At 39.4% G+C, this 15,645-nt stretch carries 10 protein-coding genes; all 10 read left to right on the top strand.

Translation table 11 applies throughout. From position 1 onward, the window contains the following. The first annotated feature begins 70 nt into the window (after nucleotides 1–70). Nucleotides 71–1,567, top strand: coding sequence for an alpha-N-arabinofuranosidase (locus JBW_RS13100; RefSeq protein WP_007955254.1), 1,497 nt, complete (start codon nucleotides 71–73; stop codon nucleotides 1,565–1,567). A gap of 214 nt (nucleotides 1,568–1,781) precedes the next feature. Beyond that, the gene (locus JBW_RS13095; protein ID WP_007955251.1) at nucleotides 1,782–3,638 is read left to right on the top strand and encodes a cache domain-containing sensor histidine kinase; all 1,857 of its coding nucleotides are present in this window, start codon (nucleotides 1,782–1,784) and stop codon (nucleotides 3,636–3,638) included. Further along, on the top strand, nucleotides 3,613–5,229 hold the full coding sequence (locus JBW_RS13090; protein WP_007955250.1) for a response regulator transcription factor: 1,617 nt from the start codon (nucleotides 3,613–3,615) through the stop codon (nucleotides 5,227–5,229). The genes JBW_RS13095 and JBW_RS13090 overlap by 26 nt, the downstream gene beginning before the upstream one ends. Before the next feature lie 95 nt (nucleotides 5,230–5,324). Next, entirely contained in the window at nucleotides 5,325–6,437 is a 1,113-nt protein-coding gene (locus JBW_RS13085; RefSeq protein ID WP_007955249.1) for an ABC transporter ATP-binding protein, read from the top strand. 116 nt (nucleotides 6,438–6,553) lie between these two features. Beyond that, nucleotides 6,554–7,594 carry an aldose epimerase family protein gene (locus JBW_RS13080; RefSeq protein ID WP_007955248.1) on the top strand — a complete coding sequence of 347 codons (1,041 nt, stop codon included), beginning with the start codon at nucleotides 6,554–6,556 and terminating at the stop codon, nucleotides 7,592–7,594. Between the two features lie 478 nt (nucleotides 7,595–8,072). Next, nucleotides 8,073–9,755: a ribulokinase gene (locus tag JBW_RS13075; protein ID WP_007955241.1), complete on the top strand. Its 1,683-nt coding sequence runs from the start codon at nucleotides 8,073–8,075 to the stop codon at nucleotides 9,753–9,755. Between the two features lie 40 nt (nucleotides 9,756–9,795). After that, entirely contained in the window at nucleotides 9,796–10,491 is a 696-nt protein-coding gene (locus JBW_RS13070) for an L-ribulose-5-phosphate 4-epimerase (RefSeq protein WP_007955239.1), read from the top strand. A gap of 31 nt (nucleotides 10,492–10,522) precedes the next feature. Beyond that, on the top strand, nucleotides 10,523–12,025 hold the full coding sequence (araA, locus tag JBW_RS13065) for an L-arabinose isomerase (RefSeq protein ID WP_007955237.1): 1,503 nt from the start codon (nucleotides 10,523–10,525) through the stop codon (nucleotides 12,023–12,025). A 58-nt stretch (nucleotides 12,026–12,083) separates the two neighbouring features. Further along, nucleotides 12,084–13,565, top strand: a complete 1,482-nt coding sequence (locus tag JBW_RS13060) for an L-fucose/L-arabinose isomerase family protein (protein ID WP_007955235.1) — start codon at nucleotides 12,084–12,086, stop codon at nucleotides 13,563–13,565. 284 nt (nucleotides 13,566–13,849) lie between these two features. Continuing rightward, a complete protein-coding gene (locus tag JBW_RS13055; RefSeq protein WP_007955232.1) occupies nucleotides 13,850–15,565 on the top strand; it encodes a methyl-accepting chemotaxis protein in 1,716 nt (571 codons plus the stop codon). The last annotated feature ends 80 nt before the right edge of the window (nucleotides 15,566–15,645 follow it).

Below are 15,645 nucleotides of genomic sequence, written 5' to 3'. Positions count from 1 at the left end.
ACCATGGTAACGGATTAAGAAGAAAACGTGCAAATGTGTAGGTACATTGATAATTACAGGAGGTTAAGGTATGAAAAAGGCAAAGTGTATTGTAGACAAAGACTATATTATAGGTGAGGTTGAACCGAAGCTTTATGGTTCATTTATAGAACATTTGGGTAGATCTGTATATTCTGGTATCTATGAACCTTCACACCCAACTGCTGATGAGCATGGATTTAGGCAGGATGTTTTAGAACTAGTACGGGATTTATCGGTGCCGATTATACGTTATCCAGGGGGCAATTTTGTATCAGGTTATACATGGACAGATGGTATAGGCCCAGTAGAAGATCGCCCTAAAAGGCTTGACTATGCATGGTTATCGATTGAGTCTAATAAAATTGGTATTGATGAATTTATGGATTGGTGCAAAAAGGTCGGCACAGAACCAATGGCAGCGGTAAATTTAGGTACTGGTACACCACAAGACGCAGGTTATATGATAGAGTATTGCAATCATTCATCGGGAACATACTGGAGTGATTTACGGATCAAAAATGGTCATAAAGATCCTCATAATATAAAGGTTTGGTGTCTTGGTAATGAGATGGATGGTCCGTGGCAGACTTGTGGACTTAGTGCTGAAGATTATGGCAAAAAGGCCCGTGAGGCAGCAAAAATTATGAAGTGGATTGACCCTTCTATAGAGCTTGTGGCATGTGGTAGTTCTTCCCCTTGGATGGCAACCTATCCAGAGTGGGACAGAGTAGTCTTGGAACATACTTATGAACATATCGATTATATATCCTTGCACCGATATTATGAAAATGAAGGCAGTATAGAGAATTTTTTAGCTTCCTTTGCGGACATGAATGATTTTATCAAAACGGTGGCCGCTACCGCCGATTATGTAAAAGCTAAGGTGAGAAGTAAAAAAACTATGAAGCTATCCTTTGATGAATGGAATGTCTGGTATATAAAAAAACAAATACGTTTTCCTTGGATGGAGGCCCCTCCTATACTTGAAGATCAGTATTCACTTTTAGATGCGTTGGTATTTGGTGGTATGTTGTGTACCCTCTTAAATAACTGTGACAGGGTGAGAATGGCTTGCCTTGCCCAATTAGTAAATGTTATAGCTCCTATCTTTACTGAAAAGGGTGGTCGAGTTTTAAAGCAGACCATATATTATCCATTCCAGCAGGTATCGATGTATGGTAGAGGTACGGCTCTTAAAACATTGACAAGTTCCGAAACATTTGAGACTACTTTGTATGGTAATGTACCTTTTGTGCAAACTGCAGCTACATATAATGAAAATGATGGTAGCATCACTGTCTTTGCCCTACAATGTGATGTGCAGGAGGATGCAGAGTTTTCTATAGATTTACGTTCCTTTGGTAATGTAAAAATGGTTGAGCATCTTATTATGGATGGTCCTGACTTGTTTGCTAAAAATACTTTTGAAGCGCCTGAGACAGTCATTCCTAGAAAAGTGGCTGTTGATGAAGCCAATGACGGCAATATATTTAAGACAACATTGTCCAAACTTTCCTGGAATGTTTATCGCTTTGCAAAACGGTGATGTTGCTAGATGGATTGAGACTGCTGGTTATTCAGTTTAGTTTCTAGTGCTAATATTTGTATGTAAAGTAAACATTTTCCTTGTCGCTGTGATACAATATTTCTAAAAGTACCATCTCCTGGGGTAAATATGAGAAAAGGCTTGGCTTGAGCCAAGTCCTGGAGATGCAGTCAGAAACTAAATCTTTCTGATTCTGCAAAAATGGGGAGTTGTAATGACTAAACTTTTTAGAAATTTTAAAATACGCATTAGACTAGTGTTATTGTTTACCATACTCTCACTAATACCATTGCTTGTTACTGTAGTTTTGGTATATAAGGATTCCAGTAATGCCATAAAAGCAAAGATTAGTACATATTCTGTACAAGTTATGCGTCAAGTTAGTGAAAACATCAAAAGAGAATTAGATAAATTGCAGTATGATAGTGTAGAAATTGAATTTTCCGATATTGTCCAGAAAACTCTTTTACACTATGACGAAATGAGTGAATGGGAGATTGTGAATTCCACTTATATGATGAGAGAAAATAATGCAAAAAAGTTTTCGTTTTTGCACGATGTGTCTGATGTTGTAATCTATACATCTAATCGAAAAAGTATAAACGCCTATGGTGATGCTGGCATTCCTTTCAAACTTAAAAAAGAATACCTTGAGAATTATCTGGATCAGCTTTATAACAAAGGTGGCGGTGTGATATGGACATCAGTCAATACAGACAGTGAATATCATTTGGTGAAGTTTGCTACTAGTGCAGAACTCCTTAGTAAAAGTAATGGTGTATTGCTTGGGCGTGCAGTAAAATCCCTGCAAGAGGGGAGTACTATCGGGTATCTTATTATCCGCACTAACGAGCGACACTTGTCAAATATTTATAAAAATGTTGATATTGGTCAGGGAGCTGATATTTTTGTTTTAGATAGGACAGGAGTGGTAGTTTCTAGCCGTAGTTCAAGCGTGCCAGTGGCAAGTCATTATGCCGATGGAAATCTGATTCGATATATTACAGAGAATTTTGAAGTTGGTAACTATGTATTTCCTTACGGAATCGGAGGCAAACAATACCTTATATCTTTTGCACCAGTAGATGGAGTGGATTGGTTCGTGGTGGGGATCATTCCTTTTTCCTATATTAATTCTGACTCGGAGAAAATCATTGTAGGTGCCACAATGATCGGGATAGGATGTTTTTTAGCCGCAATAGTATTAGCTTATATTTTTTCTGCCAGTATACTTGCTCCTCTTAAAAAGCTGCAGAGGGCTATGGAGCGAGCTCGGCAAGGGAACTTGTCAGTAACGATTACAGATCAGTATCATGATGAAATTGGTGACGTTACACGAAATTTTAACTATATGCTAAGTGAGATCAAAAATCTGCTGCAAAACGTTAAACAGAAAGAAAAGCAAAAAAGATTGGCTGAGCTCAGGGCATTGCAGGCACAAATTAATCCTCACTTCCTTTCTAATACCCTTAATACGGTAAGGTTTTTAGCTAAAGCCCAAAAGGCTGAGAATATCGAGAACATTACTACTTCATTGATTCAATTATTCCATATGACCATGGGAAAAGGAGAAGACCTGATAACTATTGGTGAAGAAATAGAATATATTATGAATTATGTAAATATTCAGGAATATAGGTATCTCAACAAATTTAAAATAAATTATGATATAGAACCTAAAATTTTAGACTGCAAAATTCCCAGACTCCTATTGCAGCCGGTGGTAGAAAATGCGTTGATACATGGAGTTGGACCAATGGATGGGCAGGGGATAATAGTGATTAAAGGTTTTAATTACGATGGTTTTATCAAAATGATTGTAACCGATAATGGAGTAGGTATAGCGCCTGAAAAAATGGAAGCTCTTTTGAATGGAGGAGATCAAAATAGTTCTATGCGTCTAAATGGTCTCGGCATTGCCAATGTAGATGAAAGAATAAAGCTGTATTTTGGTGTGCAATATGGCTTGTCCATTGAAAGTGTCCCAGGTCTTTATACAACGGTTGAGATTACATTACCGGCGATAAAGCAAGGAAGTGAAAAGAATGCTGAAGGTATTAATTGTAGATGATGATTTTACTGCTAGAAGTAATTTCAAGACAATGATTGATTGGGAGAAAAATGGATTTGAGCTATGTGGTGAGGCTGCAAATGGTCAAAATGCAATAGGGATGATAAAAGACAATCTGCCGGACATTGTGATTACTGACATGAATATGCCAATATTGGATGGAGTCGCGCTTATTAAATATATAGGATCAAACTTTCCAGATATAAAAAGTGTGGCCCTTAGTGGATATGAAGATTTTCAATATGTAAAGGAAAGTCTTAAAAATGGAGCGGTGGATTATCTTTTAAAACATAAATTAGATGATATATCCCTTTTGAAAGTCTTGAACGCCGCCAGCGATAAAATCAGTCGGGAGCACAAGCTCATGAAGCAGATTGTACAAAGTCGTGAGATTTTGCGACAGAATTTTATCAGGAAGCTTGTATTAGGTGATATTTGCGATATGCGCGTCATAAAGGAAAAAGCAAAGGAGTTGGAGCTGCCGATTGACCACAGTCCTCTAATGATCGTAGTGATAGCAATTGACGACTTTAAGGACATAAAAAAACGTTTTGCAGAGGATAAAGCAAGTGGTTTTATCTCTTCCCTTACGGATTTGACTGTAGAAATATTGGCGGATATGGGGAATGCTGTAATGTCCGAAGTGGATGACGGAAAGTTTGTTATCATCTTCCATTTCGCAGTGCACAGTGAATTGTTTATCCACAATCATGTGTCTACCACTGTGAGGCGCATACGAGAGAGTATGAAGCGATATTTGAATATTACATCTTGTATTAGCCTCGGCAGGTTATTTTACAATATCGGAGAAATTAGTAGGCTTTACAAAGAAGTAGATGAAATGTTGAGTGAAAAAATAATTACGGGAAAAGATCAGATTTTTAGAGAGTCTGCAAATCTTGGTAATACAATTGATTTTTCAAATTTAGATGTAAAAGATGAAAAGCAGATTATGCTGGCGATAAAGGCTGGTGATATTGAAAAAATTAATCAATACCTTGATAATATTTTCGATAGAATCACTGAGTTCAGAGTTAGTTATAAGTCCATACAGATGATTTGCATTGAGCTAATTGGCATAGCCAATCGTATTGCTCGTGAGTCTGCTCTTGATATAAAAGAATTATATAATAATAACGAAATACCTTATGAAGAAATGAAAAAACATGAAACGATTATGGATGTGAAAAAATGGATTGGCACTATTTATCAACGCCTCATCACATTACTATTAGGCAATAATATGCATGGTAAATATACGGAACCTACGAATAAGGCCTTGGAATATTTACGGAAAAATTATACCAATGATGTATCTTTAAATCAGGCGGCAGAATATATCGGTGTGAATAGCTCTTATCTAAGCAGGGTATTTAAAGAGGATTATGGTATGGGATTTGCCGAGTATTTAAACAGTATAAGAGTCAAACAGGCAAAATATCTAATCGAACGTACCGATGTAAAGCTAAAAGAGATTGTAAAACAGGTAGGATTTAATAATTACACTTACTTTTTCAAGGTTTTTAAAATGGTTGCAGGTATAACACCAGTCGAATATAAAGAAAAATGTAAAAATCATGAACCGGGATAGAGGGGAGTACTGTTAATTGGAATCTGATGGGTGTATTGTCAAACTGGTAGCAGAAATAAGGAAAATCAAACTGTTATGAATCGGAGGAATCGATTATGGCATGCTTGGAATTGAAAAATATATATAAAAGATATCCTGGTAATGTTACGGCTGTGGATAACCTCAACCTTGATATACCTGATCGAGAATTTGTGGTGTTAGTGGGCCCATCGGGCTGTGGAAAGTCCACTACTCTTAGAATGATTGCAGGACTAGAGGAAATATCAGAGGGTGAGCTATATATTGATGGTAAAATGGTAAACAATATAGCACCTAAAGATCGAGATATTGCTATGGTCTTTCAAAACTATGCCCTATACCCTCATATGACTGTGTATGAAAATATGGTATTTGGCCTTAAAATTCGTAAAATGCCTAAAGATGAGATGAAAAAGCGTGTTATGGAAGCGGCGAAAATTCTTGATATAGAGCATTTGCTGGATCGAAAGCCGAAAGCCTTGTCAGGAGGGCAAAGGCAGCGTGTAGCGCTAGGGCGTTGCATCGTTAGGGATCCAAAGGTATTTTTGATGGATGAACCCTTGTCGAACTTGGATGCTAAACTTCGTGACCAGATGCGAACCGAAATTAGTAAGCTGCACCAGCGGCTACAGACAACTTTTGTTTATGTGACTCATGATCAGCGCGAAGCTATGACAATGGGAACGTGCATCGTGGTTATGAAGGATGGACTAGTGCAACAGGTGGATAGCCCGCAAGTTCTTTACGGATCACCTTGTAATTTATTTGTCGCTAGTTTTATTGGCAGTCCCCAGATGAATTTTGTAAAAGCGGTCGTTGTTAAGAAAGAAGAGGGAGCCTATCTCACTTTTGGTGATACCAACATTCAATTACCAGCATTTAAAGCTAAAAACCCAGCTTTAGAAAATTTTTTTGATAAAGAAGTTATTATGGGAATACGTCCCGAGGATTTATATGATAATGAGGAGTGCTTTAAGGAATTTAGTGCTAGTATTGTGAATGCTTCCATTGAAGTTACTGAGTTAATGGGGGCGGAGACTTACCTGTTTATGAAGGTAGAAGGCAGCAATTTTGTTGCCCGCGTCAATCCCAAAAGTACTGCTAAGGCTGGTGATACTGTTAAAATTGCGATTGATACAAATAAAATACATATTTTTGATAAAGATACAGAAAAGATAATTCTGAATTGATAATAACCCTGTAATTTGGTCTAATATGATAGGTAAGGTATCGTTAAGAAGGAAGTGGTCATAAGGATGGTGTATACTATTGATATAAATATCTACGATACAAAGGAGTGAAAATCATGGCAATCAGCAAGCGACTATTCGGCAAAGTAAATGAGCAAGAGGTATACGAATATACGTTAAAAAATGGTGGTGTAGAAATTTCTTGTTTGAATTATGGGTGCATTATTACTAAGGTTATAGTACCTGACCGCAGGGGTAATTATGAAAATATTGTAATCGGATTTCAAGAGTTAGCCGATTACCAAAGAAATTCTATATTCGCTGGTGCAGTTGTGGGCAGAGTAGCTGGAAGAATACGTGATGCACAGTTTGTATTAGAGGGGGAAAACTGTGCATTGCCCAGCAATGATGGTCCCAATAATCTTCATAGTGGACCAAAGGGTTTTCATAATGTAGTATGGGACGCAACAGCAGCTGATAAAGAGGAAGAGGATACTATTGAATTTTCTCATACCAGTTTGGATGGTGCAGGGGGATATCCAGGAATACTGACGACTCAAATAACCTATACGTTAAATAACAAGAATGAATTCATCATTCATTATCGCGGACAGTCAGATAAAACTACGTTATTCAATCCTACAAATCATACATATTTCAATTTAAGCGGCAATTTCAAACAAGATATCTCTCAACACAGTTTGAAAATAGATAGTAGTCGCTTTTTGGAACTAACACAGCAGCTGCTTCCAACTGGTAAGCTGCTGGATGTTACGGGTACGGTTTTTGACTTTAGAACTGGTCGGAAAATAATGGAGGGAATTAATTCTATCAATTCCCAAAATATCATAGCCGGGCAAGGCTATGATCATCCCTTTGTTTTAGACAGTAATCATAATGGAGAAATTGTCTTGCAGGATGAGGAAAGCGGACGTATTTTGACTATCGAAACAGATGCAGTGGGGGTAGTACTCTATACGGGGAACCACATACCAGGTGATTTCGATATTTATGGGGTAAAATCTAGACGCTATTTAGGATTGTGTCTTGAAACCCAAGGACTTCCAGACTCGATTCATCATTCAAATTTTCCTTCGTGCATTCTGAAGAAAGATCAGACTTTTACCACAGCGACTAAATATACTTTTAGTGTATAGTACTTTGAGATTCCTCTAAAGCAGGAAAAATGTGCTTAAAAAGAACTATTGCGATAAATGAATGCTCTCTTTGTAGACGGGGTTATTAAGAATCTAAAACCTGTCTATAGAGGGAGTATTTTCTTTCTAGTTGGAAAAAAAAATTTGATTTTTTTACTGTTAAAAGAAGGAGATCTAAAAATAATAGCGTATATCATTAAGTAATTAATTAAATATTTAATTTATTGCGCAAGGATGGTGATGAGTGAAGAAAAAATAATGGGTCATTATAACATATAAGGGATATAATGGTATAAAATAAATGTAAGATTAAGTTCGTCTGGACTTCACTTTATCAAGCATAGGGTGCTTTTTCATTAGCAATAAAGAGTATTTTAATTGATTTAAATTGTGAGATGAATTTGGCTCTGTAAAAGTTGAGTTAAAAAAACATATTTTTGATTTTAATATAACTATTCAATAAAAGGAGGCCAGTAATATGGGAAATAAAAAGTATAGTATTGGAATTGATTATGGGACGCAGTCAGGTCGGGCAATGCTTGTCGAGGTAGCAACTGGTAGAGAAATTGCTACTGCAGTAGTACCTTATGCTGATGGTGTAATTGATGAACAATTACCAGCTACTGATATTAAGTTGGAGTATGATTGGGCATTGCAAAATCCGGATGATTATTTAGATGTTTTACGCCAAGCAGTACCACAAGTTTTAAAGGATTCTAAAGTAGACCCCGAAGACGTAATTGGAATCGGGATTGACTTTACTGCTTGTACGATGCTTCCTGTGGCTAAAGATGGCAGGGCGTTATGTCAGCTTCCAGAATACCGGAAGAATCCTCACGCTTGGGTTAAACTGTGGAAACATCATGCTGCTCAAGATGAAGCCAATTCTTTAAATGCAATTGCAGCTGCACGTGGCGAAGCCTTTCTAGCTCGATACGGTGGCAAGATATCTTCTGAGTGGATAATTCCGAAAATTTGGCAAATTCTCAATGAAGCACCGGAAATCTATGAGGTCGCTGATCGATTTATGGAGGCTACTGATTGGGTAACCATGCAAATGACTGGGATTGATGTACGTAATAGTTGTACTGCTGGCTATAAAGCAATATGGCATAAGCAAGATGGGTATCCCGGAAAAGATTTTTTTAAAGCCTTAGATCCCAGATTAGAAAATCTGGTAGAAGAAAAATTGAACAGTCCCATCGTAGCAATTGGCAGTAAAGCTGGCGGCTTGATTCCTAGCATGGCCAGACAGATGGGGCTTAAGGCAGGCACAGCTGTAGCAGTAGGCAATGTGGATGCCCATGCCGCTGTTCCAGCGGCAGGAGTTGTTACGCCAGGCAAAATGGTCATGAGTATGGGAACATCGATTTGTCATTTGGTATTAGGGGAAGAAGAAAAAACAGTGGATGGCATGTGTGGTGTGGTCGAGGATGGCATCGTTGGTGGCTATTTTGGCTATGAGGCTGGTCAATCTGCTGTAGGAGATATTTTCGAGTGGTTTGTGGAAAACTGTGTTCCTGAAAGCTATTTCGCCCAAGCAAGTGCGAAAAGCATAAGTATTCATCAATTGCTGGAGGAAAAGGCTTCCAAGCTTCTACCAGGGGAAAGTGGTCTATTGGCTCTTGATTGGTGGAATGGCAATCGTTCTGTACTTGTCGATACCGACTTGACTGGTGTACTGCTAGGAGCTACTTTGCTTACTAAACCGGAGGAAATCTATCGGGCTTTAATTGAAGCTACTGCCTTTGGCACAAATATGATTGTCGAAACATTTACCAATGCAGGGGTGAAAATTGATCAACTGTATGCTTGCGGTGGTCTGTCCCAAAAAAATAATATGCTAATGCAAATTTATGCGGATGCAACTGGATTAGAGATTCGTGTCGCTACCTCTTTGCAGACTCCAGCATTAGGAGCTGCTATGTTTGGTGCAGTTGCCGCTGGCAAAGAATTTGGTGGCTATGATACTGTTTTCGATGCCGCTGCTAAAATGACTAGTATAAAACAGGTATATATACCTAACCCAGAAAATGTTGCCCGCTATGCAAAATTGTATGCAGAATATAAAATCCTGCACGACTATTTTGGCCGTGGTGCGAATGATGTGATGAAACGGCTTAAAGAAATTAAGAAAAATACAAAAAGTAGTAAAGAGTAAGAAAAACGATAGTGAAGTAACACAAGGAGGTTAGATAATTTTGTTAGAGGAACTTAAACAACAAGTATGGCAAGCAAATATGAATTTACAAAAACATGGATTAGTTGTATTTACATGGGGTAATGCCAGTGGCATCGACAGGGAGAAAGGTTTGATTGTTATCAAGCCTAGTGGCGTGGATTATGATCAAATGCAGCCTGAGGATATGGTGGTGCTGGACTTGGCGGGAAACCAGGTAGAGGGAAAGCTTAGACCGTCTTCTGATACGCCTACTCATTTAGTCTTATATCGTAAATTCCCTGCTATTGGCGGTGTTGTTCATACCCATTCCACTTGTGCTACAGCGTGGGCCCAGGCGAGAAAATCCATCCCTGCCCTTGGTACGACACATGCAGATTATTTTTATGGCGAAGTCCCTTGTACGCGTAGTCTTAGTAAGGAAGAAATTCAGGGAGAATATGAAGAAGAAACAGGTAATGTGATTGTGGAGAAGTTTGAGCAGCTAAATCCTATTCATGTTCCTGGAGTTCTAGTCGCCAATCATGGTCCTTTTTCCTGGGGAAAAGATGCTCATGATGCTGTCTATCATGCAGTAGTCTTAGAGGAGTTGGCAAAAATGGCCTTTTATACTTGCTCAGCGAATTCAGAGGTCAAAGCCATGGATCAACTGCTATTGGATAAGCACTTTTTAAGAAAACATGGCAAAAACGCCTATTATGGACAAAACAAACTGTAATATGGAGTTAGCAAAAAGGAGGACTACTATCATGTTTAAGAATTTAGAAAATAAAGAAGTATGGTTTATAACTGGCAGTCAGCATCTTTATGGTGAAGAGACACTAAAAGAAGTAGCCCAGCATTCGCAAACGATTGCTGCATCACTGGGGGAAAATAAGAAAATACCTGTAAAAGTTATTTTTAAACCTGTATTGACCAATTCAGATGCTATCTATAATCTTTGTGTGGAAGCAAACAGCACAGATAGTTGCATCGGGCTGATTGCCTGGATGCATACCTTCTCACCAGCGAAAATGTGGATTGGCGGACTAAACATATTAAATAAACCCTTAGCCCATCTTGATACACAGTATAATCGTGATATTCCTTGGTCTGAGATTGATATGGACTTTATGAATACGAATCAGTCTGCCCATGGTGATCGGGAATTTGGATTTATTTGTACGAGAATGAAGAGAGCGCGTAAGGTTATTGTTGGATTTTGGCAGGATGAAGATGTAATCCAAAAGATAGCTGTTTGGTGTGGAGCAGCTTTGGCTTGGAATGATTTACAGGGTGCTAAATTTGCTCGTTTTGGTGATAATATGCGAGAAGTGGCTGTGACGGAAGGTGACAAGGTCGAGGCCCAGATGAAATTCGGATACTCTGTTAATGGGTATGCCTTAGGCGATCTTGCTAAGTATGTGGATGGTGTCAGTGATGCCGAGATTCGAGCGTTAATTGCTGAATATGAACAAACATATGTAATGAACGACGAACTAACCCAAGGTGGGGCTAAAAGGGCTTCCTTAGAAGATGCTGCTAAACTTGAATTAGGCATGAAAAAATTCTTGGAAGCTGGTAATTTTAAAGGTTTTACTTCGAATTTTGAAAACTTATATGGCTTGTCACAACTGCCAGGACTGGCATGTCAGCGTTTAATGGCAGCTGGTTATGGTTTTGGCGGCGAAGGCGATTGGAAGACAGCTGTGCTCGTCAGAGCCATGAAAGTGATGTCTTATGGTCTTACAGGTGGAACCTCTTTCATGGAGGATTATACCTATCACTTGGAAGACGGCAATATGAAGGTGCTCGGTTCTCACATGCTGGAAGTATGCCCGTCTATTGCTGATAAAAAGCCTTCATTGGAGATTCATCCCCTCTCAATCGGCGGTAAGGATGATCCTGTACGCTTGGTATTCAATGTAGCTGCTGGCAGAGGACTCAATGCCACCATTATTGATATGGGTAGTCGTTTCAGATTGATCGTAAATGAACTTGATGTGGTGGCTCCAGACTATGATTTGCCGAAACTTCCAGTTGCCAGAGCCCTTTGGGTGCCACAACCTGATCTCAAAGTTGGCGCACAGGCATGGATTCTAGCGGGTGGAGCCCATCATAGCGGATTCAGCCAAGCTGTGACGAAAGAGCATTTAGAAGATTTTAGTGAAATAGCTGGAATTGAATACGTGCTGATTGATAATGAAACTAAGATTAGTAATTTGAAGAAAGAACTTCGGTGGAACGATTTATATTATCATTTGGCTAAGTAACTTATTAGATACCCCCCAATAAGTTCGAAAGAGAAAAATGATAAAGGAGATTATGAAAATGATTAATATTCCAAGCGTAAAGCTGGGTATAGTCGCTGTAAGTCGGGATTGTTTTCCCGTACAGCTTAGTAAAGAACGAAGAAAAGCAGTAACACAGGCATGTGCAAATATAAATATTGATATTGTTGAGGTACAAACGGCTGTTGAGAATGAGAAGGATGTAGTAAAAGCCTTGAATGAACTGCAAACTGCAGGGGTGAATGCGTTAGTTGTTTATCTTGGTAATTTTGGACCGGAGGGACCAGAAACCATTCTTGCCCAAAAATTCAGTGGTCCGACAATGTTTGTAGCAGCAGCGGAAGAGGCAGAGGCTAATCTAATCAAGGGGCGTGGCGATGCATACTGCGGTATGCTCAACGCTTCTTACAATTTAGCACTACGTAAATTAGTTCCTTATATTCCTGAGTACCCAGTTGGTACTGCGGATGAACTTGCCGTGATGATTGGGGATTTTGAAAATATCGCCAGAGTCATAGTAGGATTAGGAAAGCTGAAAGTATTTAGCTTTGGACCTAGACCACATGATTTTCTAGCATGTAACGCCCCCATTAAACCGTTATATGATTTAGGTATTGAAATTATGGAAAACTCGGAACTGGATCTGCTTGAATCCTTTGTAAAACATGAAAATGATCCAAGGATACCTGCAATCATAAATGAAATGGCTGACGAGCTTAAAGAAGGAAATGGTTATCCAGGCATACTTCCTAAGCTTGCCCAGTATGAACTGACATTACTGGATTGGATGGAAAATAATCTTGGCACATCCGAATATGCTGTATTTGCCAATAAATGTTGGCCAGCCTTCCAGACCCAGTTTAAGTTTGTTCCTTGCTATGTGAATTCAAGACTGGCTGCTAAGGGTATTCCTGTGGCTTGTGAAACCGATATCTATGGCGCGGTAAGTGAGTACATTATTACTTGCGCCACGAATATGCCTGCTACTTTACTTGATATTAATAACAGTGTACCTAAAGATATGTATGCGAATAATAAGGCACAGTTTGCAGGGTATGAACTAACCGATCTCTTTATGGGCTTTCACTGTGGCAATACGCCTTCTTGCTGTATGAAGGATTCAGCGATGAAATATCAGCTCATTATGCACAGATTATTAGAGCCAGGTACAGAACCTGATATTACAAGGGGAACATTGGAAGGAGCCATAAGGCCGGGGGATGTTAGTTTATTTAGGCTTCAGAGTACGGCAGATTGTAAACTGCGAAGTTATATAGCTAATGGGGAAATAATTGATGTGGATCCTCATTCCTTCGGAGGTATTGGTATTTTTGCCATTCAGGAAATGGGCAGATTTTATCGCCATGTATTGATAGGGAAGCAGTATCCTCACCATGCAGGTGTTGCCTTTAAACACGCGGGCAAAGTATTGTTTGCCGTAATGAAGATGCTTGGCGTAGAGGATGTTGCCTTTAACCAACCTCGTTCAATGATGTATAAGGATGAAAACCCTTTTCAATAAAAGAGTGTATGCGGCTGTAGAATAATAGGGAGCCTAAAGGGCTCCCCCCTATTACTACAGCAGACATGGTTGCTGATATACCTTGAAGAACGTTGTGGTTCACCTCCGAATATTGGAATAAACTTCTCTTACACGATTTAATATTTTTGCACGGAAGAAATGGCATTAAAACTACAGCGATATTGAAGTGACTATGGTACTGCAGATAATAGTTATACTGTAATAATACATATTGTCACAATATTGCAAAAGTTCTTTAAAAAGGACTGTGGGGGGGAAATGCGATGCAAGTATTTCGGAACTTGAAAACTTCAGCAAAGATTCTCTATCTCGTTGCCATAATGGGAGTTTGTCTGTTTGTTATAGGTTTTGCTGGGTACTATTCCTCTAATAAGCTAGCTAATGAAATGGATAAAATGTACAATGAGCAAGTTCTGCCAATTAAATGGCTGAATGAATCACGGGCACAAACGAGGCTTGTTGAATCTCTAACGATTGAATTGTTTGTAACTAGTGATAAGAATAAGGCGCAAGCAAACATTAAGGAAATCAAAGAACGGGTTGAGGAGATGAACAAGCTGCTTTCCGATTATGGTAATGCTCAGTTATCACCCTATGAGAATGAACGATTTACACAGTTAATGAGTGATTTACAAACGTATCGGATCTATCGTCAAAAAGCAATAAACATGGCATTAGCAGGACAAAAAATAGAGGCATATACCTATTTTGCGCAAAATGCAGCAGAGCCTATCAATCATGTTAATGTGTTACTGAAAGAGCTAGCCGATTATAGTGGCAAAGAGGCAGAAGACAAAAAGGCTGAGAGCGAAAAATTAGCTAATTATACGAATGTGATGATTATGGGGGTGACCTTGCTTGCGATTCTTTTAGGTGTTGCATTCGGTTGGTTTGTGGCCCGTCAGATTGCAAATCCTTTGGCTGCGCTAGTTTCAAAGGTGAGGGAAGTGGCTCAAGGTAATCTGGCAATTGAAGACATCCCAGCAAACACAAGAGATGAAGTTGGACAATTGGCGGTAGAGTTTAATGATATGAAGAAAAGTCTGCGTACACTTGTAAAGCACGTAGTGCAAACCGCGGAGCAAGTGGCAGCTTCTTCGGAAGAATTAACGGCAAGTTCCGAGCAGTCAGCGCAAGTGAGTAATCAGATGGCAGACACAATCAGTGAAGTTGCACAAGGGGCAGAAAAACAGGTAAATGCTGTTGACGCGACTGCTTTGGTTGTCGAGCAAATGTCTGCAAGCATTCAACAAATAGCTGTGAATACCAATGCAGTGTCAGGTGTAGCAGACAAAACTGCCAATGCAGCTAGCCAAGGAGACAAGGCAGTGAACATTGCTATGAGCCAGATGTTAAGCATAGAGAAATCTGTCTCTAGCTCGGCGCAGGTGGTTACAAAACTCGGTGAACGCTCGAAAGAGATTGGGCAAATTGTAGGCACTATTTCTGGGATAGCAAGTCAGACGAATCTATTAGCGTTGAATGCGGCTATTGAAGCTGCGCGTGCAGGTGAGCAAGGCAGGGGATTTGCGGTAGTTGCAGAAGAGGTGCGCAAGTTAGCTGAGCAGTCACAAGAAGCTGCTAAACAGATAGCTAAACTGATTTCCGAAATTCAGTTAGACACTGACAATGCTGTTGTTGCTATGAACGGTGGCACGCGCGAGGTCAAAATCGGAGCTGATGTGGTAAACAATGCAGGGCAGGCATTTAAGGATATTGTTTTACTCATCGATGAGGTCTCCTCTCAAGTTAGGGAAATCTCAGCTGCCATTCAGCAGATGTCTTCTGAAAGTCAGCAGATTGTTGCATCGGTACGAGATATAGAACAAATTAGCAGGGAGTCTGCTGGACAGGCCCAAACCTTTTCTGCTGCTACGGAAGAACAATCTGCCTCAATGGAGGAAATCTCCACGTCTAGTCAGGCTTTAGCCAGGATGGCTGAGGAGTTGCAGATATCTGTCAGGAAGTTTAGGATTTAGAGGCGCTTAAAAGTAGGAAAATGAAAGATGAAAAAGGCCGTAATGGCAGACTTGCTATGCATTGTACTTGGTTTTTAAAC

This window comes from Pelosinus fermentans JBW45 (assembly GCF_000271665.2).
GTDB classification, from domain to species: domain Bacteria; phylum Bacillota; class Negativicutes; order DSM-13327; family DSM-13327; genus Pelosinus; species Pelosinus baikalensis.
The sequence above is the reverse complement of the archived record's forward strand: the minus strand, read 5'-3'. Positions and strand labels throughout refer to the sequence as shown.

Excerpts from the sequence above, each read along its gene's own strand:
- JBW_RS13100 (WP_007955254.1), top strand. The coding sequence starts at position 71 with ATGAAAAAGGCAAAGTGTATTGTAGACAAAGACTATATTATAGGTGAG.
- JBW_RS13095 (WP_007955251.1), top strand. The coding sequence starts at position 1,782 with ATGACTAAACTTTTTAGAAATTTTAAAATACGCATTAGACTAGTGTTA.
- JBW_RS13090 (WP_007955250.1), top strand. The coding sequence starts at position 3,613 with ATGCTGAAGGTATTAATTGTAGATGATGATTTTACTGCTAGAAGTAAT.
- JBW_RS13085 (WP_007955249.1), top strand. The coding sequence starts at position 5,325 with ATGGCATGCTTGGAATTGAAAAATATATATAAAAGATATCCTGGTAAT.
- JBW_RS13080 (WP_007955248.1), top strand. The coding sequence starts at position 6,554 with ATGGCAATCAGCAAGCGACTATTCGGCAAAGTAAATGAGCAAGAGGTA.
- JBW_RS13075 (WP_007955241.1), top strand. The coding sequence starts at position 8,073 with ATGGGAAATAAAAAGTATAGTATTGGAATTGATTATGGGACGCAGTCA.
- araA (WP_007955237.1), top strand. The coding sequence starts at position 10,523 with ATGTTTAAGAATTTAGAAAATAAAGAAGTATGGTTTATAACTGGCAGT.
- JBW_RS13060 (WP_007955235.1), top strand. The coding sequence starts at position 12,084 with ATGATTAATATTCCAAGCGTAAAGCTGGGTATAGTCGCTGTAAGTCGG.
- JBW_RS13055 (WP_007955232.1), top strand. The coding sequence starts at position 13,850 with ATGCAAGTATTTCGGAACTTGAAAACTTCAGCAAAGATTCTCTATCTC.